21 protein-coding genes are annotated in these 18,317 nt (G+C 57.4%); 8 read left to right on the forward strand and 13 right to left on the reverse strand.

The genetic code is table 11. The features are described from left to right. The first annotated feature begins 1 nt into the window (after nucleotide 1). The 5 genes from Q0816_RS01105 (at nucleotide 2) to Q0816_RS01125 (ending at nucleotide 4,467) form a co-directional block, all read left to right on the forward strand. Nucleotides 2–1,123, forward strand: coding sequence for a DNA polymerase III subunit delta' (locus tag Q0816_RS01105; RefSeq protein ID WP_298846541.1), 1,122 nt, complete (start codon nucleotides 2–4; stop codon nucleotides 1,121–1,123). Further along, nucleotides 1,120–1,926: a TatD family hydrolase gene (locus Q0816_RS01110; RefSeq protein WP_298846542.1), complete on the forward strand. Its 807-nt coding sequence runs from the start codon at nucleotides 1,120–1,122 to the stop codon at nucleotides 1,924–1,926. The genes Q0816_RS01105 and Q0816_RS01110 overlap by 4 nt, the downstream gene beginning before the upstream one ends. Continuing rightward, on the forward strand, nucleotides 1,923–2,720 hold the full coding sequence (locus Q0816_RS01115) for an MBL fold metallo-hydrolase (RefSeq protein WP_298846545.1): 798 nt from the start codon (nucleotides 1,923–1,925) through the stop codon (nucleotides 2,718–2,720). Before Q0816_RS01110 ends, Q0816_RS01115 begins: the two co-directional genes overlap by 4 nt. A 54-nt stretch (nucleotides 2,721–2,774) precedes the next feature. After that, a complete protein-coding gene (locus Q0816_RS01120; RefSeq protein WP_298846548.1) occupies nucleotides 2,775–3,707 on the forward strand; it encodes an AEC family transporter in 933 nt (310 codons plus the stop codon). A 61-nt stretch (nucleotides 3,708–3,768) separates the two neighbouring features. Beyond that, the gene (locus Q0816_RS01125; RefSeq protein WP_298846550.1) at nucleotides 3,769–4,467 is read left to right on the forward strand and encodes a CbiX/SirB N-terminal domain-containing protein; all 699 of its coding nucleotides are present in this window, start codon (nucleotides 3,769–3,771) and stop codon (nucleotides 4,465–4,467) included. An 18-nt stretch (nucleotides 4,468–4,485) separates the two neighbouring features. Here the strand turns inward: Q0816_RS01125 and Q0816_RS01130 are convergent, their stop codons facing one another. The 5 genes from Q0816_RS01130 to Q0816_RS01150 form a co-directional block, all read right to left on the reverse strand. Then, nucleotides 4,486–5,478 carry a diguanylate cyclase gene (locus tag Q0816_RS01130; protein ID WP_298846553.1) on the reverse strand — a complete coding sequence of 331 codons (993 nt, stop codon included), beginning with the start codon at nucleotides 5,476–5,478 and terminating at the stop codon, nucleotides 4,486–4,488. Then, on the reverse strand, nucleotides 5,475–6,062 hold the full coding sequence (locus tag Q0816_RS01135; protein ID WP_298846555.1) for a heme NO-binding domain-containing protein: 588 nt from the start codon (nucleotides 6,060–6,062) through the stop codon (nucleotides 5,475–5,477). Before Q0816_RS01135 ends, Q0816_RS01130 begins: the two co-directional genes overlap by 4 nt. 118 nt (nucleotides 6,063–6,180) lie before the next feature. After that, the gene (locus tag Q0816_RS01140; protein WP_298846557.1) at nucleotides 6,181–7,740 is read right to left on the reverse strand and encodes a trimethylamine methyltransferase family protein; all 1,560 of its coding nucleotides are present in this window, start codon (nucleotides 7,738–7,740) and stop codon (nucleotides 6,181–6,183) included. Nucleotides 7,741–7,858: 118 nt separating this feature from the next. Further along, nucleotides 7,859–8,551 (reverse strand): HAD family hydrolase, encoded by a 693-nt coding sequence (locus tag Q0816_RS01145; RefSeq protein WP_298846560.1) that lies wholly within the window; start codon nucleotides 8,549–8,551, stop codon nucleotides 7,859–7,861. 25 nt (nucleotides 8,552–8,576) lie between these two features. Next, a complete protein-coding gene (locus Q0816_RS01150) occupies nucleotides 8,577–8,858 on the reverse strand; it encodes a DUF3572 domain-containing protein (protein ID WP_298846562.1) in 282 nt (93 codons plus the stop codon). A gap of 88 nt (nucleotides 8,859–8,946) precedes the next feature. Here Q0816_RS01150 and Q0816_RS01155 point away from each other — a divergent pair, with 88 nt between their 5' ends. Continuing rightward, nucleotides 8,947–10,347 (forward strand): diguanylate cyclase, encoded by a 1,401-nt coding sequence (locus Q0816_RS01155; RefSeq protein ID WP_298846564.1) that lies wholly within the window; start codon nucleotides 8,947–8,949, stop codon nucleotides 10,345–10,347. Nucleotides 10,348–10,352: 5 nt separating this feature from the next. Here the strand turns inward: Q0816_RS01155 and Q0816_RS01160 are convergent, their stop codons facing one another. The 4 genes from Q0816_RS01160 to Q0816_RS01175 are packed head-to-tail and all read right to left on the reverse strand — an operon-like array spanning nucleotide 10,353 to nucleotide 12,260. Beyond that, a complete protein-coding gene (locus Q0816_RS01160; protein ID WP_298846567.1) occupies nucleotides 10,353–10,826 on the reverse strand; it encodes a periplasmic heavy metal sensor in 474 nt (157 codons plus the stop codon). Further along, nucleotides 10,823–11,176 carry a hypothetical protein gene (locus Q0816_RS01165; RefSeq protein ID WP_298846570.1) on the reverse strand — a complete coding sequence of 118 codons (354 nt, stop codon included), beginning with the start codon at nucleotides 11,174–11,176 and terminating at the stop codon, nucleotides 10,823–10,825. Before Q0816_RS01165 ends, Q0816_RS01160 begins: the two co-directional genes overlap by 4 nt. Continuing rightward, entirely contained in the window at nucleotides 11,166–11,783 is a 618-nt protein-coding gene (locus tag Q0816_RS01170) for an RNA polymerase sigma factor (RefSeq protein ID WP_298846572.1), read from the reverse strand. The genes Q0816_RS01165 and Q0816_RS01170 overlap by 11 nt, the downstream gene beginning before the upstream one ends. Nucleotides 11,784–11,789: 6 nt before the next feature. After that, the gene (locus tag Q0816_RS01175; protein WP_298846575.1) at nucleotides 11,790–12,260 is read right to left on the reverse strand and encodes an EF-hand domain-containing protein; all 471 of its coding nucleotides are present in this window, start codon (nucleotides 12,258–12,260) and stop codon (nucleotides 11,790–11,792) included. A gap of 219 nt (nucleotides 12,261–12,479) precedes the next feature. Between Q0816_RS01175 and Q0816_RS01180 the strand changes: the two genes are divergently transcribed. Both Q0816_RS01180 and Q0816_RS01185 read left to right on the forward strand, forming a co-directional pair. Next, entirely contained in the window at nucleotides 12,480–12,878 is a 399-nt protein-coding gene (locus Q0816_RS01180) for a DUF983 domain-containing protein (protein WP_298846577.1), read from the forward strand. Continuing rightward, a complete protein-coding gene (locus tag Q0816_RS01185) occupies nucleotides 12,856–13,605 on the forward strand; it encodes an NUDIX hydrolase (protein ID WP_298846580.1) in 750 nt (249 codons plus the stop codon). Before Q0816_RS01180 ends, Q0816_RS01185 begins: the two co-directional genes overlap by 23 nt. A 10-nt stretch (nucleotides 13,606–13,615) precedes the next feature. Here the strand turns inward: Q0816_RS01185 and Q0816_RS01190 are convergent, their stop codons facing one another. The 4 genes from Q0816_RS01190 to nuoN are packed head-to-tail and all read right to left on the reverse strand — an operon-like array spanning nucleotide 13,616 to nucleotide 18,317. Continuing rightward, nucleotides 13,616–15,283 (reverse strand): ribonuclease J, encoded by a 1,668-nt coding sequence (locus Q0816_RS01190; RefSeq protein ID WP_298846583.1) that lies wholly within the window; start codon nucleotides 15,281–15,283, stop codon nucleotides 13,616–13,618. Beyond that, nucleotides 15,280–16,059, reverse strand: coding sequence for a type III pantothenate kinase (locus tag Q0816_RS01195; protein ID WP_298846586.1), 780 nt, complete (start codon nucleotides 16,057–16,059; stop codon nucleotides 15,280–15,282). The genes Q0816_RS01190 and Q0816_RS01195 overlap by 4 nt, the downstream gene beginning before the upstream one ends. A gap of 11 nt (nucleotides 16,060–16,070) precedes the next feature. Continuing rightward, nucleotides 16,071–16,820 (reverse strand): biotin--[acetyl-CoA-carboxylase] ligase, encoded by a 750-nt coding sequence (locus tag Q0816_RS01200; RefSeq protein ID WP_298846588.1) that lies wholly within the window; start codon nucleotides 16,818–16,820, stop codon nucleotides 16,071–16,073. A 54-nt stretch (nucleotides 16,821–16,874) separates the two neighbouring features. After that, entirely contained in the window at nucleotides 16,875–18,317 is a 1,443-nt protein-coding gene (gene nuoN, locus Q0816_RS01205) for an NADH-quinone oxidoreductase subunit NuoN (protein WP_298846591.1), read from the reverse strand.

The raw sequence follows: 18,317 nt of genomic DNA on the forward strand, positions 1-18,317 counted from the left end.
GATGAGCGACGATACCCCTTCTCCGGATCAGGTGCCGGGTGCGCCGCACCCGCGTGAGACAGCGCGGCTTTTTGGTCAGGACGCGGCTGAAGATGCTTTTCTGACTGCCTACAATTCCGACAGGCTGCATCACGGGTGGTTGCTGACCGGGCCGCGCGGCGTCGGCAAAGCAACACTGGCTTGGCGGATCGCGCAGTTTCTGCTCGCGACCCCTCTGGCAGATAACGAAGGGCTGTTTGGCGCGCCACCTCCGCCTGCAACGCTCGACATTGATCCCGACCACCCCGTCGCGCATCGCATTCAAGCGGGGGCGGAACCGGGTCTGGCGGCAATAACCCGGTCGCTGAATGATCAGGGGCGGCTGCGCGGTGAGATTGTCGTGGACGATATCCGCAAGCTCGGGAAGTTCTTTGGACTGTCTTCTGCCGATGGTGGACGTCGTGTCGTGATTGTGGATTCGGCAGACGAAATGAATGTCAGTGCCGCCAATGCACTGCTGAAAATGTTGGAAGAACCGCCTGCGCGTACCACCTTGCTGTTGGTGTCGCACCAATCCTCGCGCTTGCTGCCCACGATTCGCTCTCGCTGCCGGTCCTTGCGCCTTGGACCGCTGGGCGCAGACGACATGCAGGCCGCGCTGTCACAAACCAGCACAAACATACCTGACCAGAACGAGTATCTCGCCGCATTGGCCGCTGGCTCGGTGGGTGATGCAGTGCGTCTGATCAATCTTGGTGGTTTTGAAATCTATGCCGAATTGATTGGCATTCTGGGCACCCTGCCCCGTATGGACCGGCAGCGCGCACTGGCGCTTGCCGAGGCCGCCGCCCAGCGCGGTGCCGCCGAGCGGTTCGAGCTGTTGTTGACGCTGATTGATGTCGCTTTGTCCCGACTGGCCCTGACCGGGGCGACCGGCACCCCCCCCGTCCCCGAAGCGGCCCCAAACGAAAGTGAAACGCTGGCGCGCCTGTCAGCTTCTCCGGATCAAGCCCGCCGCTGGGCCGAAGTCTCCGCGACGATCACTGCCCGCGCGCGGCATGGTCAGGCGGTGAACCTTGACCCTGCCGCTCTGGTCCTAGATACGGTATTCAAGATACAGGAAACCGCCGGTCAGAACAGATGAGCGACACTCCCCAAATTACTGACAGCCATTGCCATCTGGACTTCCCGGATTTTGATGGCCAGTTGAACGACATCATCACGCGCGCCGCGGAGGCTGGCGTGACCCGGATGGTGACGATTTGCACCAAGCTTCGCAATGAACCCAGTGTGCGAGCGATTGCCGAGGCCCATGCGCCGATTTTCTATGCCGCCGGCACGCATCCGATGAGCGTTGCGGACGAGCCAATGATCTCGGTCAATGATCTGGTCGCTTTGGCACAGCATCCGAAATTTGTTGGCATCGGCGAAACCGGCCTAGACTACCACTATACCGCTGACAGTGCAGAGGTTCAGAAACAGTCCTTGCGCGTCCATATCGAAGCGGCTCAACGTACTGGGCTGCCTCTGATCATTCATGCCCGTGCAGCGGATGACGATATGGCCCGTATTCTGACGGAAGAGTATCGCAACGCACCCTATACCTGCGTGATGCACTGTTTCTCATCCTCCGCGGAATTGGCCAAAGCCGCGCTGGAGCTGGGGTTCTATTTATCCATGTCCGGCATCGCAGCCTTCCCAAAAAGCCAGGAGCTGCGTGACATATTCACAATTGCCCCCGTGGATCGCATTCTGGTGGAAACCGACGCGCCCTATCTGGCTCCGCCGCCCTATCGCGGCAAACGCAACGAACCAGCCTATACCGCACACACAGCCGGCAAGGGAGCTGAGGTGTTTGGTATGGACTACATGGATTTTGCCGCGCAGACGCAGGCAAACTTTGATCGACTTTTCACCAAAGCTGCCTTGTACAAGGCCGCTGCATGACCGGGCTGCGATTTACAATTTTGGGATGCGGTTCCTCGGGCGGCGTGCCCCGGCTGGGTGGTCACTGGGGTGATTGCGATCCGTCGAACCCTAAAAACATCCGACGCCGGTGTTCGATGCTTGTCGAACGCGACGGCCCGGATGGGACGACCTCGGTCCTGATCGATACAACACCGGACATGCGCAGCCAGCTGCTGGACACAAGTACCGGGCGGTTGGACGCAGTGGTCTATACCCACTCCCATGCGGATCACATGCACGGAATCGACGACCTGCGCATGATCGTGTTCAACATGAAAACCCGTGTTCCTGTTTGGGCTGACGGCGACACTCAAAACGCCCTGTTGGGACGGTTTGGATATGCATTCATTCAACCCGAAGGCTCTCCCTATCCGCCGATCCTCGAACTCAAGTCTATCGACGGCCCATTTGAAATCGACGGCCCCGGCGGCCCAATTCCGTTTCGCCCGTTCAAAGTAAACCACGGTTCGATCGATTCCCTTGGGTTTCGCATGGGGCAACTCGCTTATTTGCCGGATGTCGCCGAGATCTACGATGATGCATGGCCCGAGATGGAAGAGTTGGACTGTCTTATCATCGACGCCCTGCGTCGCTCACCTCATCCCACGCATGCCCATCTGGAAAAGACGCTCGGGTGGATCGAAAAACTGCAACCGAAACGCGCAGTTTTGACCAACATGCATATCGATCTCGACTACGCGACCGTCGATGCAGAAACTCCGGACCATATCACCCCCGCTTTTGACGGGATGGTGATAAATCAGGCGCAGTAGGCTCCTGCCCCGCGCCCCTCAGATAACGCAGCTTGCCTGCCACACGGGGGCCGCATGCTGCAAAGCCTGATCGACGTCATTCTTCCGGTCTTTCTTGTGATTGGTGCCGGATACACTGCGACCCGGACAGGATATTTCAAAGAAGCGCATGTCGATGGGTTGATGAAGTTCACTCAAGGGTTTGCGATCCCCTGCCTGTTGTTTCTGGCCATCGCGCATCTGGACCTCAGCGCCAGTTTCGACCCCCGGCTGCTGGCCAGTTTCTATTCCGCCGCCGCGTTGTGTTTCACTGCCGGTCTGTTCGGTGCGCGCATCATTTTCGGGCGCGATTGGGAAGACTGTGTCGCTATCGGGTTCTGCTGCCTGTTCTCAAACTCTGTCCTTTTGGGTCTGCCGATAACTGAACGCGCATATGGCCCCGAGAACCTGACGGGCAACTACGCGATCATCGCCTTCCATTCTCCATTTTGTTACGGCGTCGGGATCACGGTGATGGAGGTCGTACGCAATCGCGGTCATGGAGGAGTGCGGATGGCGCGCTCTGTTTTGTCCGCGATGTTCCAGAACGCCCTGATCCTTGGCATAGCGCTGGGGTTCCTGGTAAACCTTTCCGGTCTTGCTATCCCGGCGGTGGTCGATGAAGCCCTTGGGTTGATCACGCGCGCAGCTTTACCCGGTGCGCTGTTTGCCCTTGGTGGAGTATTGGTCAAGTACAAGCCCGAAGGCGATCTGCGCACCATCGCTTTTGTCTGTTGTATCTCATTGATGCTGCACCCCAGCCTTGTGTGGATATTCGGCAAATCCACCGGCCTGACACAGGATCTTTTCCGCTCGGGTGTTTTGAACGCCGCCATGGCCCCCGGCTTCAACGCCTATATCTTCGCCAACATGTATGGTCGCGCCAAGCGGGTCGCAGCTTCGGCTGTTCTGATTGGAACGGCAACGTCAATCCTGACGGTCTGGATGTGGTTGACCCTTCTGGGCTAACTGTGGTGTTGACTTCAGGTCGTGCCGAAACACCTATCGCAGACCGCAGCAGGAGATCCGAATGTCACATGCCGTCATCGTCGCCCATGGCCAACCGTCCGACCCTGAACCGGCCGAAGCTGCACTTGCCGCATTCGCCGCAAAGGTCGACGCGCTGACCGGGACGGTATCGGTGCATTCGGCAACTTTGGCTGCGCCGGGCGCGTTAGAAGCAATGCTGAACAATGTACCCGAAAACTCGGTTATCTATCCTCTTTTCATGGCAAAAGGGTGGTTCGTCACCAGTGCCTTGCCAAAGCGCATTGGTGACCACGCTATACGGATTTTGGATCCGTTGGGCATTGATCCCGAGTTGCCAACCCTGACAGCGCGCGCGCTTCAGGAAAAATTGTCAGAACAGAAATGGGCCGCACAATCGACCGACCTTGTGATCGCCGCGCACGGGTCGGGTCGCAGTCGGAACCCATCGGTTGTGACGAAGGAATTCGCAGTACAGCTTGGAAAACAGGTGGCATTCCGATCCGTCCGCGTTGGCTTTGTCGAAGAACAACCTGCGATTGCCGAGGCCGCGCTAGGCGCTTCGGATCAGGCTCTGTGTCTGCCGTTCTTTGCCTGTAACGGAGGACATGTTCTGGAGGATGTGCCCGAGGAACTGGACCGGGCCAATTTCGCCGGTGTCGTGATGCCTGTTGTCGGAGAACTCGTGCCGATCCGGTGCCAGATTGCAAAAAAGGTGACAGAGGCCTTCGAATCCGCCTGACCCATTGGATTCACAAGCTCAGGATTGCACGTTGGTCAGCGTCGAATACAGGCGATGGCAGGACCGGCCATCCCGCTTTGCCTGATACAGAGCCAAATCCGCCGCGTGCAGAATATCGGCAGCCTTGAGCACCTGAAGTTGAGTTGATAACGCAGTGCCAATACTGGCTGAAATACTACATGGCTGGGTCTGGAACATCATCGGTTCATTCAAGCGCGCGATCAGACGGTCTGCAATGGATGCCAGCGTTCCTTCTTGTGTCAAACCCTTAAAAATAATAACAAATTCATCTCCTCCGACTCGGGCAACTGTATCGGCGCTGCGTGTTTCCTCCAGCATGATGCGCGCCGCTTGTTGCAGGACATAGTCACCGGCAGCGTGTCCCAGCCTGTCATTCACTGATTTGAAGAAATCCAGATCCAGATGCATCAGGGCAAATGCGGAATTGGTCAAGATCAGGTGCCCCAACACATGATCCATAGCTCTTCGGTTCTTCAACCCGGTCAGCGTGTCGGTATAAGCCTGCTCTTCAGCAGCAAGCATAGCCCCCTGAAGTCTAAGGTTAAGTGAGCGCGACGCCTCCATCGCGGCGGACTTGGCTTCAACCAGATACAAAAGCTCGATGGCCAGATCGGTGCCCGAGAAATCGGCGCTTGTCAGCGCGTAATCCCGCACCGCGTCCAGTATGGAAATCCCGAAAGACAGGTTGATGACTGCGCCTCCCGATTGCTGCAATGGGGCGACCAACCCCTTGAGGGTTGTGCGCGGTTCGTCACGAAATTTCAGATGCAGTTTAGCCCCGGCCATCGACATCAATGCAGGAACGGTCGTAACCGTTCTGGGACGGATCAGCTCAAACACATCCAGAAACCCCTGCCCCACCAATGGCAGCTCCGGGCGCAGTTTTTGCAGGGTCGAGCCAGCTTGCCCGATGCACCCTTTTTGATCCACCAACAAGAACATAGGACACAGCGTTTCCAGAAGACCCGCCAATTCTTGGGTGTCTGTCATCCGTTCCGAGCCCCCAGATCAAAGTGACGCCCTTCTGCAAAGGCGCTTTCAACCAGCATGATGGAAATGACGTCGCTATCCTGATACCGCTCTTCATGTGACAACATCACCAAGGCGCCATAGTCGTCCGCCATTGCACGCAAGACACCAACCATGACGCTGGAATACCCCGGCAAACCCGGAGAGCAGCCAAGTTGGTATTCGGTTGCAGATAGCTCTCTCAGTTCCAGGGTCGGCAACGCCAAATCGGACACGGCCAGCCGCACGCGGTCTGCCAGATCATCCAGTGAATGCAGAAACTCCACATAGCTGACACCGCCAAACCTGAGTAATCGGCGCAATCCTTCCATGTTCGGATGGGACACCAGATACGTACCCACATCCTCAAGAATTTCCGCCTGAGATCGGTCGAGATCGACGCTTAGAGCGTCCAGCACCCGTGCCGTCATGTCATCGTCATAGACGAGCATGGCTTCAAACTCGATAAAACCCAGTCGTGCGGCTTCTGTCACGCGCAACCAGCAGGATTGCCCGTAGGTCGCGCAGACAAAAGACTGTATCGCCCGATTGATCAGACCATGCATCGGATGCCCCAGATTGGTGTCCAATGCACTGTGGGCTGAAAAACCTTAACAAAAAGCCAAAATCCACCGTGAATTGTAGCGAATGCAATCAGGCATCAGGTCGATATCACCTGTCCGGTCAGAAATCCGTGGGCGCGCCGCCTTCGGCTTTGCGACGTTCCACAAACTCGGCCAGTTCCTCTCGAATCCCTTCATCTATCGGAGGGGCTTCGAAACTGGAAATGATCTCTTTGAACATGTGATGGGCGCGTTCAGCGGTCCAGATTCCGCCAGCGACCTCCCAGCCTTCATAGTTCTTCCAGTCGCTCAGGAAAGGTTGATAGAAGGCTGTGGTATAGCGATCCTGTGTATGTTGAATCCCAAAGAAATGACCGTCATTTCCGACCGACCTGATCGCATCCAATGCAATCTCGTCCGGTCCTGTGGCGGTTAACTCAGGGTTCATATAGCGTTGAATTTGCTGCAGGATTTCGCAATCCATGATGAACTTTTCCGGGCTTGCGATCAGCCCTCCCTCAAGCCACCCGGCAGCATGATAGACCATGTTGGTGCCCGATTGCACAGAGGCCCAAAGCGAATTCGAAGTCTCCCACACCGATTGCCCGTCCGGCACATTTGCCGCGCAAACACCCGAAGATCGCATGGGCAGGCCATAGAACCGTGCCATCTGACCGGTCATCTGCGTCGAACGCATGTATTCCGGCGTCCCAAATGCGGGTGCACCAGATTTCATATCCACGTTAGAGGTGAACGTACCGATCACACAAGGAATGCCGGGACGCACATATTGGAACAGAGCGATGGCACACAACGCCTCGGCCAGAGATTGCGCCACTGCCCCCGACATGGTCACCGGCGCCATGGCCCCCGCCAGAGTAAAGGGTGTGACCACAATCGCCTGACCGCGCCGCGCCAGCCGCAGACAGCCGTCAATCATCGGATGATCATGCTTAAGGGGTGAGGTGGAGTTGATGTTGGTATACATCCGTGGCGCGGCTTCGAACTCATCATGGCTCAGCCCGCCAGCAATGCGCACCATTTCTATTACATCTTCGACACGTTCCTTACCCAGCGAATAGGCATGCATCGCCTTGTCCGTCAGGGTCAGTTTATCATACAGCACGTCCAGATGCCGAACACTGGCATGGATATCGACCGGCTCGACCGGGTATCCACCCGCGAAATGGATGCAGTTGAAGTACTGCGTCAGTTTCAGAAGGTTCCGGCACATCTCACGATTGCCCGGCACCTTTTTCCCGATCTCCATGTCCCAATAATTCGGTGGGGAAGAGACGTTGCCGAACAGAATGTTTTTCCCGCCAATTTCGATCTTCCGATCTGGATTGCGGGGGGTGATCGAAAACTTACTCGGGGCTTTGGCGATCATCTCCATAACAAAGTCCCGACCCATACGGACATTGTCACCGTCGATGGTACAACCGGCTTCGCGCAGGATGCCGATCGCCTCTTCATTGTAAAATTCGATCCCGATCTCTTCGAGGATACGCATGGCCCCTTCATGGATCGCTTCGATCCCGGCCTGATCCAGCGGTTCCGTCGGCCGGTCAATATTGATCGGCGGATCCCAGGGCATCTGGTCAATCGCCGCGCTGCCCCTGCGTGCAGCTGCCCCTGCGCGGCCTCCGCCGCGGCGCTTGCGTGTCGTGGTCTCGGCCATCGTTGCCTCCGTTCTTGCTTGATACCAGCAAGCCCGGAAGGCACGGCTCTGGCCGCTCCGTCTGCGACAGAATATGTCGGTTTTTTATTTCAGACTGTCGATTGTCGGCTCAAGCCAATCAGTTTTGCGCCAGCCATTCGGGAATATGCCCGATATCCGGCAAGACCACATCCGCCATTGGTGCCAGTGCCTCTGCCTCTGCCAGTCCGGTCAGAACACCGATGGTGGTCATTCCTGCCGCGCGCCCTGCCTGCAAGTCGTGAAGACTGTCGCCCACCATCGCGATACGCGAAGGTTCGACCCCGACATGTGCGGCAAAAGCCAGCAACTGGCCCGGCCCCGGCTTGAACCCGTGACCACTGTCATACCCGGCTACAAAATCGAAGTGTTCCCGTATCCCGACAGACTCCAGATGCTGCAAAGCCGGATGCTCACTGTCATTGGTCGCAACCCCCAACTTTATTCCCGCCTTTTGCAAACTTTCCAAAAACGGCACCAGAGGAACAGCAGGTGCCTGAGGGGCTGCGGCGGCTTCCGCATTCATCAGATCCACGATCTCTTGCAAGGTCATACCGTCAACATGTAAGATCAGGACCTCTGCGATTTCCTCGACAGTCGCGGCGATCACAATGCTGTCTGCGGTGTATCGCCCATGCTCGAAATCATATCCGATAACGCGGCCAAGCTCTGTCGCGCGATCCTCATCCCCTTGTGACAGGCGCAACAGCATCGAGCGCCCAAAGCCCCCCCAGGTGTTTGCAAAATCGAACAGCGTGCCGTCTTTATCGAAGACGATTGCATCTATCGGCATCAGGTGCTCCTGCGGAAAAGATTGTTCAGGTCCAGTGTATATCAGCGCCGGACAATACCGCCCTCGCTTGAGCGGGAAGATCATAGGCGAACGAGTTGGCGTCACAAAACGCCATGACCCACGAATCGTCAAGCACCAGAAAATCAAGTACCGACGCCAGAAATTCCGGATCACCTGCCAGGTCGCGCACATCCTCGATCGATGCACCTGTCGAGCCCAGAAAGACAGGCATAAGCTCGTCATTAGTGACCAACCAGCCCAGGGCTGTCAGGGCAAGTGTTTCGGCAAATTCGGATGATATCGACATTAACTGGGCTCAGATCCGGTCTTGGAAAGGGTTTGTTAACCAGACTCATAAACACTTTGTTCACGCATGCAATCAACGGTGAACAACTATGTCTGTGCAGGGAACCATCCTTGTCCTCGACGGGGTATCGACCAATCGCATAATGCTGAAGGTGCAGCTGACGGCGGCCTGGTATCACGTGGTACAAGGCGAAAAGCTTGAAGGGTTACCGGCGCTGGTGCGCCGCACCCAACCAGATCTGGTTCTGACGGCCCAGACATTGCCGGATGGAACAGCTGCAGACGTGAAAAAGGCGATCGTGAAGGAGCCCGGCCTGGATGACGTGCCGGTCGTGGCACTTGCCGCGCAAAACGATCGTGACGCGCACCTTCGGGCGCTGAAGGACGGGCTGGACGATGTGCTGACACACCCGTTCAAGGACACCTTGCTGCTGGCGCGCATTCGCAGCCTGTTGCGCGCGCGTGCAGTTACACAGGACCTGCAGGTCAGCAACGAATCGCAACCAATTGGATTTGCGGAACCAGCCCCGACGATTATCAGACCGCCGAAAACCGCGCGGGTTGACATTCTGACTCAAACAGCCCGAACCGGCGCCCTCTGGCATAAAGCCCTGGATGATCAACGCCAATTCGATCTGTCCTGGCATCTTCAGTCAAGCCTGCAGGGCGTTTTATCCGGCGCAATTCCCGATGCGATTGTGGTTGAGCTCGGCGCACACCCGTCCGGCCTGAAGATTCTTGCCGATCTCAGGTCACGCGGTTTGACACGGCACACTGTTCTGATCGGGGTACTGAATGACGACGATGCCGAACAGGCTTCGGAAGCTCTGGATCGGGGGGCCGACGCGGTTTGTCTGGGCGGCTTCTGCGCGCAGGAGATCCTGTTGCGGCTGGACAACCAGATTGCTCGCAAGGCGCGGCTAGATCAAATGCGGGTTTCGCTCAAAAGGGGTATTGCGGAATCCTGGATCGACCCGTTGACCGGATTGCATAATCGCCGTTACGCCATGCGGGCACTGGACCAGATCGCACACCAGTCCGCCAAGACAGGGAGCAGTTTTGCCATCATGCTGGCGGATCTGGATCACTTCAAAGCAATCAATGACGGCCATGGCCATGCTAGCGGCGATTGTGTTTTGACGCAGGCGGCAGAGCGTATGCAAAACGCCCTGGGATCCCTCGGGTTCGTCGCCCGTATTGGCGGTGAAGAGTTCATGATCGGCGTACCGGACGTGTCGCCCAATCAGGCGTTGAGACTGGCCAAAACCGTCTGTGACAGCATCTGCCAGACCCCGTTTCCTTTACCTGATCAGGGCGCACGCGTTGATGTAACGATCAGCATTGGGCTTAAAATGTCCCAGACAGCGCCCACCCCGCAAGACTGTACCGCTGAGAACGTGGAGAACCTGATAAAGTCGGCAGACAAGGCGCTTTATGCGGCAAAAAAAGCGGGGCGAAATCAGGTGTGTATCAGGCAATATGCAGCCTGAAGCGCTTAGTCCCGTTTCTTGTGCCCATGCGGGCCACGTTTGACAACCTCCTGCAATCTGTCCGCATAGGCCTGCCGTTCTTCATCACTCATGGCAGTCACGCGCGCCAGCCATTGCGTTTGCAGGGCTTGCTGCAGGTTGGCGGTGGCCTGCGCCTGTTGATGCAACAATGCCTGAACAGCAACCGGATCAAAAGGCGTTGTGCGTAAAGCCTGACTCAGTGCGTCGAAATCCTGCGTCCGGCCCTTGGATCCCTTTTTGTGCAAGCCCGACAACTCGCCCCGCATCGCCTTGCGATCATCTTTTGGCAAGGCGCGGTACAGAGCAGGCCCAAAGCCCGGCGGTGCTTTGGCGTGGCCCCCACCTTTGAGGCGCAATACCGTTCCAACAGCAATACCCACAATCAAAAGGTTCAAGGCCAGTGACACGGCCAGAACGACAGGTACCCACCTGCGTTTGGGCTTGGGATCAGCGTTCATTCCGTGTTCTCCAGAAAACTCGAGTCAAATCCAAGGTCCGCCACAAAGAAGGTTGTCTCCTGCGACGTCAGCAGGTTAGCGGGATCAGGCAGAAAGGTCGGTGCAGAAAAGCCTATCCAGACACCGGCGGCACTTGCGGCAACAAGCCCGCCAAGGCCCTGCCACCCTCCTACAGTACTCACCAATCTGGCCCATATTGAAGGTTTCGGGCGCGGTGCAGGTGCAAGGCGACTGAGACGGATAGTCTCAGCATCGGTCTGGATTCGCACGGCCAGATCGTCGGGCAGAGCTGTTCGCTTTTGCCGCGCCTGCGCAAACAAATTATCCAGCCCCAAATCTTCATCCGCCATTGTCATACCCCAGTTCTTCACGCCGTCCGGTCAAAATCACGGTCAGGCTTCGTTTGCCACGTGCGGTCAGGCTTTCAACTGCTTCTACCGAAACACCCATAATCCCGGCAATCTCGGGGTTGGGCAGTTCCTCGATATGGCGCAGTACGACTGCCTGTCGCTGCCGCTCAGGCAGTTCCGCCAAGGCCGACTGCAGAGCATCCTTGCGCGCTTCATCCTGCATTCGGTCAACAACGCTGGCCTTGTCGTCTTCAGGCTCGGGAACGTCCGACAATCTGTCGGGCGTTTTCTTCCTTCGGATGTCCACACACAGGTTCAACGTCACCCGATACAGCCAGGTCGAAACTTTGGCCTGACCCGACACCCAATCGGGCGCTATCTGCCATAAGCGCATCATCGCATCCTGCGTTACGTCTTCTGCCTCGGTTCTGTTCCCCAACATGCGCATAGCAACCGAGTAACAGCGTGGCCCCAACCGATCGGTCAAGACCCGCGCGGCCCCCGCCTCGCCATCGGCGAATTGCCTCAGCAACGCATCGTCGCTGAGTGTGCTCGCGAAGCAATCTGCTCCGCGAACGTCTTGTGGGTGGGAGGTCAGATCCTCCATCCCGCATCAGTTATCGTTTGCGTTCGATTTGTGATGCTTTTTCTTTTGGTGCCGTCCCATCCGGTCTTTGGCATCGGCAAATTCCTGTTCCGAGATTCCGCCACTGTTATCCGCATCCATCCGGTCAAACATCTTGTCAGCCCGGCGCGGTTTCGGCAACTCATCCTGATTAAGGAAGCCGTCTTTGTTTGCATCGTTGTTTTCAAACATCCTGGTGACCCGATCACTTGCTTTTTTCTGGGCGGCGGCCTGCATTTCTTCAAGGCTGAGCTGACCGTCCCCATCTGTGTCTGCCTCCGAGAACCGAGCGGTGCGATGCGCCTCCATCTCCTGTTGCGTTACCTGACCGTCTTTGTTGGCGTCCAGGTCCTGAAAGGACACAGGCTCACGGCCACCCGGGCCAGCGGCCAGAACGGACGTGCCTGTGACTGCAACTGCCGACAGAACAATCGCCGTGATGAATTTCGCGTTTTTCATTTCTGTTTTCCTTTATTGATGCGGTCCGAGAACCGCTGCTCATACCCATTCAAACGGGCCGCGCCATGATTTCCGTCGCAGAACCAGAAAACTTTTTTGAGGGATTTCGAATAATCGCAACCCGCCCCAATCGTCGGGCGTTGCAAAGCGACGCACCCCCCTTTTAAATCCACTCAATCAGGCCCATTATCCGGCAAAGATTAATGCGCGAGTTATATTATGACGGATCAGACGATCGAGACGACCACCGAAAATGAGCGTGAAACATGGCCCGCCCTGATCAAGGGATTTCGGGGCAAGTGCCCCAACTGTGGTGAAGGCAAGCTGTTGCACAGCTATCTCAAGGTCAACGATTCCTGCTCGAGTTGCGGGCAGGAGTTGTTTCATAATCGCGCCGATGACGGGCCGGCCTATCTGACTATTCTGTTGGTCGGACATCTGCTGGCGCCGGCTCTGCACGTGTCATATGTGAACTGGCGGCCGGACCCGTGGGCAATGGCCCTTGGCTTTTCTGTCGCCTGTATCGCGTTGTCTCTGTTCCTTCTGCCGCGCCTGAAAGGTGCAGTTGTAGCGTATCAGTGGGCGCGTCGCATGCATGGCTTTGAAAAAGCCGCGTGACCCGAACCGGTTGATCAGATTGGATAAGACACCTGACAAAACCGCCATCCGGGACGCCTCAACGGTTATCGTTCTGAGGGACAGATGGACCAACCCATCGATTCTTATGGGCCAACGCGGGTCCAAGGCGGCCTTCATGCCGAACAAGTTCGTGTTCCCTGGTGGTGCGGTCGATCCGGCTGATGGGGAAGTTCCTTTGGCAACAGTATTGCCGGATCTGTGCTTTGAACGTTTGGGCGAACAGTCCGAGCCGGGTGTACAACATGCCCTGGCCGCAGCGGCCATACGCGAGCTGTGGGAAGAAACTGGTCTTGTTCTCGGCCAGATGGGAGCTTGGCCAGGAAATGTGCCTGACGATTGGCAGAGCTTTTCCACGCTGGGTTATCTGCCGACTGCGGCTGCGCTGCAATTCGTCTTTCGCGCAGTAACACCGCCCGGCCGCCCCCGCCGGTTCGACGCCCGGTTCTTTCTGGTAGATGCCGAAGCGCTGCAAGGTGATCTGGATGATTTCAGTCACGCCTCGGATGAGCTGTCGCACCTGCAATGGGTGCAACTGGATCGGGCGCGCGATCTGGATCTGCCCTTCATAACCGAGGTTGTTCTGGCAGAAATCGCGGCCCGGATTACCTCGTCCGAGCCGCCTTCATCTGTTCCCTTCTATAAGAATGACGAAGAAGCCAATCTGTTTCTGCGTCTCAGGGGCTATCCGATGCCCGACCACGACTGACAGGCTGGTTTCACCGCATCCGGCTGACCACCACCGTCACTTCGGGCTTTTTGCCGATTTCCGATCTGGCTGTCTGCCGTACGATCCGGCGCATCTCGTCTTCCAGCTTGTCATCATCGCGCAGAGTCTTGGCTGCAGCCCGCATCAGAAACTGGTTCAGGTCCGCTTCCAATACTTCGATCAACGCGGCACGAGACGTTCCGATCTCGGGCAGGCCCATGGTATCGCACCACGGCTCACCCAGTGGTTCGTCTTCTTCGTCCAGAACAACCGTCACAGTGACATGCCCATTCAGGGCCATGCGGATACGATCCCGCACCACGCCGTCAAGCGCACCGATTTTCACGGTTCCGTCCAGATAAGTACGTCCAGTTTCGACATAATCGACGACCACAGGTGCATTACCGCTGAGATCCAGCATGGTGCCATTCACTGCCAGCACACCGGTTCTGCCGCCCTGTTCCGCCAGTTTGGCGTGCTCACGCAGATGGCGGTGCTCACCGTGCATCGGGATCACGAACTGAGGATCAATAAGCGAGTGCACTTTCTCAAGATCAGGTCGGTTCGCATGGCCTGACACGTGATAGAGACCCGAGCCGTCATCCACCACATCCACGCCCTTTTCGCTGAGCTGGTTCATAATGAAGATCACGCCCCGCTCGTTCCCGGGAATGGTCTTCGAGGAAAACAGGAACAGATCGCCTTCGGCCAGCTCCAGACCACGGTACTTGCCACGGGCCAGTTGGGCACTGGCGGCACGGCGTTCGCCCTGGCTGCCGGTTACAATCAGCATCAGGTTCTGGCGTGGAAGGTCCAACGCCTCTTCGGCGCTGATCACCTTTGGAAAATCCACAAGGATACCGGTCTCGGTCGAGGCCTCGATCATCCGGCGCATGGCCCGGCCCAGCAGAACGACCGAACGTCCTGCACGCGCGCCCGCTTCAGCAAGTGTTTTGACCCGCGCGACGTTTGAGGCAAAAGTGGTGGCCACAACCATACCTTCAGCGCTTTCAACCAGTTTGACGATCTCGGGGCCAACTTCGGATTCCGAACGGCCCGGATGGGTGGAAAACACATTTGTACTGTCACAGACCAGCGCCTTGACGCCCGGCTTGGCCACCTCGGCCCACAGATCGGGATCAAAGGCTTCGCCAACGACCGGAGCTGCATCCAGTTTGAAGTCACCCGAATGCACGACGCGCCCGGCAGGAGTATCGATGACCAAGGCCGCGCTTTCCGGGATCGAATGCGAAACAGGCAGGAAACCGACCGTGAATGGCCCGACAGAAATCTGCTCAGGCCAGGCGGAAACGGTCGTCACCGCTTCGGCCGGGTGCCCATGTTCTTCCAACTTGCGACGCGCGATATTGGCCGTGAAGGCCCGCGCATAGACCGGCGCACCCAAGGCTTCATAGCAATGGGCAACGGCACCGACATGGTCTTCATGGGCGTGCGTGACGAAAACGCCATCCAGCCGGTCGGCGCGCTCTTTCAGCCACGAAATATCCGCATGGATCAGGTCAACGCCTGGCGTGGTGTCCATGTCGGGAAAGGTTACGCCCAGATCCACAAGGATCAGACGCTCTTGCCCCGGCGCTCCGTAGCCGTACACATAGGCGTTCATGCCAATTTCGCCCGCGCCACCCAGCGGCAGGTAGATCAATCTTTCGCTGCTCATGAGGAGCCATTATCCTTGTTATAGCGATGGATCACGGTCAGACCGTGCATCGTCAGATCATCTTCGATTGCGTCGAACCCCACGTCGGCCTGATCGAACAAGGGGGCGAGCCCGCCGGTTCCAACGACTTTCATCGGCATTCCGTATTCGGCCTTAATCCGGGCGATCAGCCCCTCGATCAGGCCGGAATATCCCCAATACACACCCGATTGGATACAACCAACCGTATTCGTACCGATCACCTTGTCCGGTCGTGTAATATCAATATGCGGCAGTGCCGCTGCACCCTGATGCAGCGCCTCAAGGCTCAGGTTCACACCCGGAGCGATAATGCCACCCACATAAGCTCCATCGGCAGCCACAACATCGAAATTTGTTGCAGTGCCAAAATCCACGACAACCACATTGCCGCCATGGCGGTCAAAAGCACCAACTGCATTGGCCAATCGGTCCGGGCCAGGCACGGTTCCTTCATCCACACGAGGCGGTACAGGCAGCGGGCAATCTGGTCTACCCACTACCAGCGGTCTGCAGCCAAAGAAGCGGTCGGCGAAGATGCGCAAATTGAACACAACACGCGGAACAGTCGAAGCTATGATCACATCGGTGATGTCCGCTTCGATTCCGTAGTGCTTCACCAGAGTCGAATACCAGGTGAAATATGCGTCTGCCGTGCGCGCATGGTGGGTCGAGGTGCGCAGGGTACACAGGAACTCGTCACCGTCCCAGATCGAGAAAACGGTATTGGTATTGCCGCAATCGATGGCCAGAAGCATCTGTGCCCCTCTCAGAAATAGACATCCGCCGCAGGAATGTTGACGCGGCCCTTGGCGGTTTTTAAGACAAGGTTACCGCTTGCGTCCACCGTTTCGAAGGTTCCAACCGTCTCTGACGTTCCGGTGCGTGCGGTGATGACCTCACCCAACCGGGCCGCGCGGGCCAGCCAGGAGGTACGGATTGGATCGAACCCATAGGTGGTGAATTGAGTTTCGTAGGTGGCGTAGGCGGCCGCAAGTTCCGTCAGAAAATCCTCTGGCGAGACGTGTGCCCCGGTTTCCGACAGCAATGAGACCGGACGGAGCGCACCGGGTTCAACCGCATCCGCGTCCGGAGCATTGGCCAGATTCACACCGATGCCGATAGCCAGATGCGCCACACCGTGCCCCTGCCCGGTGCTTTCCAGCAAAATACCGGCCAGCTTTCCGCCGTTCAGCAACACATCATTGGGCCATTTCAGCGACAGTCCTTCGGCCCGCCCGGTCACGGCGACACAGGCATCAAACAACGCCAGCGCGGCCACGAAACTGCGCAAGGCCGCCTGGTCCGGCGCGCCCTGAGGACGCAACAGCAACGTCGTTGCCAGATTGCCCATAGGGTTCGCCCACGCCCGTCCGCGCCGCCCGCGCGCCGCCGTTTGATGATGCGCCATGATCCAGACAGGACCACGGGCATTCGGAGCGATCCGCGCCGCCTCGTTGAGTGTGCTGTCAACTTCCTGCACCTCGTGCAGGCCGTATCCTTGAGGCCACTTGGTCATATCAAAAAGGCCCGGTCGCGCGACCGAGCCCCTCCTTCTGAGTGTTCAAAACGTTCAGTTGACAAGCGTAGCTGCCGCAGCTGCCGCCGCGCCCTCAACACCAAACTGATAAAAGATACCGACCAGCATCAAAGCTGCTGACCCCATCAATGCCACCCACAGAACGGGTGTCGATCGGGTTTCGATCGGCTCTTCGTTCTCTGCCCCGAAATACATGTAGAACACGATCCGCAAGTAATAGAAGGCACCGATAACCGAAGAGATAGCTGAGACGACGACCAGACCGGTCAGCCCCGCACTGACGCCCGCTTGCCAGACGCCGAACTTTGCAAAGAAACCTAGCATCGGCGGCACACCTGCAAGGCTGAACATAAGAATCAGAACCGCCAGCGCCTTACCCGGATCACGCCTGGAATACTGGCGCAGAGCATCAATGTCGGTGATGGGCTTACCGTCCCGTTCCATCATCAGGATGAAAGCAAAGGTACCGATATTCATGGTCACATAGATAGCCAGATACATCAGCATTGCCTTTATGCCCAACTCGGTGCCCGCGGCAAGGCCGATTAGCGCATAACCCATATGGGCAATCGACGAGAACGCCATCAGACGTTTGATGTCACGCTGTCCAATCGCGGCCACAGCACCCAGAAGCATCGATAGTACCGAGAGCAGGACAATCACTTGCTGCCAATCTTTGACAACACCGCCAAACGCGTCGTGCAGCAGGCGCGCAAACAATGCCATCGCTGCAACTTTCGGAGCGGTGGCAAAGAAGGCTGTGATCGGTGTGGGTGAGCCCTCGTAGACGTCCGGCGTCCACATATGAAACGGAACCGCCGATACTTTGAAGGCCAGACCCGAGATCAGGAAGATCAGGCCAAACAGCAGACCAATCGAAACATCGCCGTGATGTACTGTCTGGATAATACCCGAGAACAGCGTGGTGCCGGTGAAGCCATAGACAAGCGAAGCGCCATAGAGCAGCAGACCCGAGCTCAGTGCGCCAAGTACGAAGTACTTCAGACCTGCCTCAGTTGATTTCGCGCTATCACGACGCAATGCGGCAACAACGTAGAGAGACAGAGATTGCAGCTCGAGGCCCATGTACAAGGACATCAGATCGCCCGCGCTGACCATCATCATCATGCCAACGGCAGCCAAAGCCACCAACAACGGGTATTCAAAACGCAGCAGATCACGGCGTGCCATGTATTCCTGGCTCATGACCAGAACGGCGCCAGCCGACAACAGGATGGCGACCTTGGCAAAGCGGGCGAAACTGTCATCCACAAACATGCCGTTAAACGCCACATTGGTGCCCTCGCCCTGGGTGGCGATCCAGATTGCCAGAAGGGCCATCAGACCAGCCGTGGTCCAGACCAGCAAAGGTGCCAGCCCATCCTTCGTCGTGTAGACAGCCCCCAGCAGCGCCGCCATCGCATAGAGCGCCAGAATGACTTCCGGCAGGATTATTGTCAGATCAGCCTGGATCAT

This window comes from uncultured Ruegeria sp., assembly GCF_947497005.1.
GTDB lineage: Bacteria > Pseudomonadota > Alphaproteobacteria > Rhodobacterales > Rhodobacteraceae > Ruegeria.

Coding starts and splice junctions, on each gene's coding strand:
- Q0816_RS01105 (WP_298846541.1), top strand. CDS start 2: ATGAGCGACGATACCCCTTCTCCGGATCAGGTGCCGGGTGCGCCGCAC.
- Q0816_RS01110 (WP_298846542.1), top strand. CDS start 1,120: ATGAGCGACACTCCCCAAATTACTGACAGCCATTGCCATCTGGACTTC.
- Q0816_RS01115 (WP_298846545.1), top strand. CDS start 1,923: ATGACCGGGCTGCGATTTACAATTTTGGGATGCGGTTCCTCGGGCGGC.
- Q0816_RS01120 (WP_298846548.1), top strand. CDS start 2,775: ATGCTGCAAAGCCTGATCGACGTCATTCTTCCGGTCTTTCTTGTGATT.
- Q0816_RS01125 (WP_298846550.1), top strand. CDS start 3,769: ATGTCACATGCCGTCATCGTCGCCCATGGCCAACCGTCCGACCCTGAA.
- Q0816_RS01130 (WP_298846553.1), bottom strand. CDS start 5,478: ATGACAGACACCCAAGAATTGGCGGGTCTTCTGGAAACGCTGTGTCCT.
- Q0816_RS01135 (WP_298846555.1), bottom strand. CDS start 6,062: ATGCATGGTCTGATCAATCGGGCGATACAGTCTTTTGTCTGCGCGACC.
- Q0816_RS01140 (WP_298846557.1), bottom strand. CDS start 7,740: ATGGCCGAGACCACGACACGCAAGCGCCGCGGCGGAGGCCGCGCAGGG.
- Q0816_RS01145 (WP_298846560.1), bottom strand. CDS start 8,551: ATGCCGATAGATGCAATCGTCTTCGATAAAGACGGCACGCTGTTCGAT.
- Q0816_RS01150 (WP_298846562.1), bottom strand. CDS start 8,858: ATGTCGATATCATCCGAATTTGCCGAAACACTTGCCCTGACAGCCCTG.
- Q0816_RS01155 (WP_298846564.1), top strand. CDS start 8,947: ATGTCTGTGCAGGGAACCATCCTTGTCCTCGACGGGGTATCGACCAAT.
- Q0816_RS01160 (WP_298846567.1), bottom strand. CDS start 10,826: ATGAACGCTGATCCCAAGCCCAAACGCAGGTGGGTACCTGTCGTTCTG.
- Q0816_RS01165 (WP_298846570.1), bottom strand. CDS start 11,176: ATGGCGGATGAAGATTTGGGGCTGGATAATTTGTTTGCGCAGGCGCGG.
- Q0816_RS01170 (WP_298846572.1), bottom strand. CDS start 11,783: ATGGAGGATCTGACCTCCCACCCACAAGACGTTCGCGGAGCAGATTGC.
- Q0816_RS01175 (WP_298846575.1), bottom strand. CDS start 12,260: ATGAAAAACGCGAAATTCATCACGGCGATTGTTCTGTCGGCAGTTGCA.
- Q0816_RS01180 (WP_298846577.1), top strand. CDS start 12,480: ATGACGGATCAGACGATCGAGACGACCACCGAAAATGAGCGTGAAACA.
- Q0816_RS01185 (WP_298846580.1), top strand. CDS start 12,856: ATGGCTTTGAAAAAGCCGCGTGACCCGAACCGGTTGATCAGATTGGAT.
- Q0816_RS01190 (WP_298846583.1), bottom strand. CDS start 15,283: ATGAGCAGCGAAAGATTGATCTACCTGCCGCTGGGTGGCGCGGGCGAA.
- Q0816_RS01195 (WP_298846586.1), bottom strand. CDS start 16,059: ATGCTTCTGGCCATCGATTGCGGCAATACCAATACCGTTTTCTCGATC.
- Q0816_RS01200 (WP_298846588.1), bottom strand. CDS start 16,820: ATGACCAAGTGGCCTCAAGGATACGGCCTGCACGAGGTGCAGGAAGTT.
- nuoN (WP_298846591.1), bottom strand. CDS start 18,317: ATGATCCAGGCTGATCTGACAATAATCCTGCCGGAAGTCATTCTGGCG.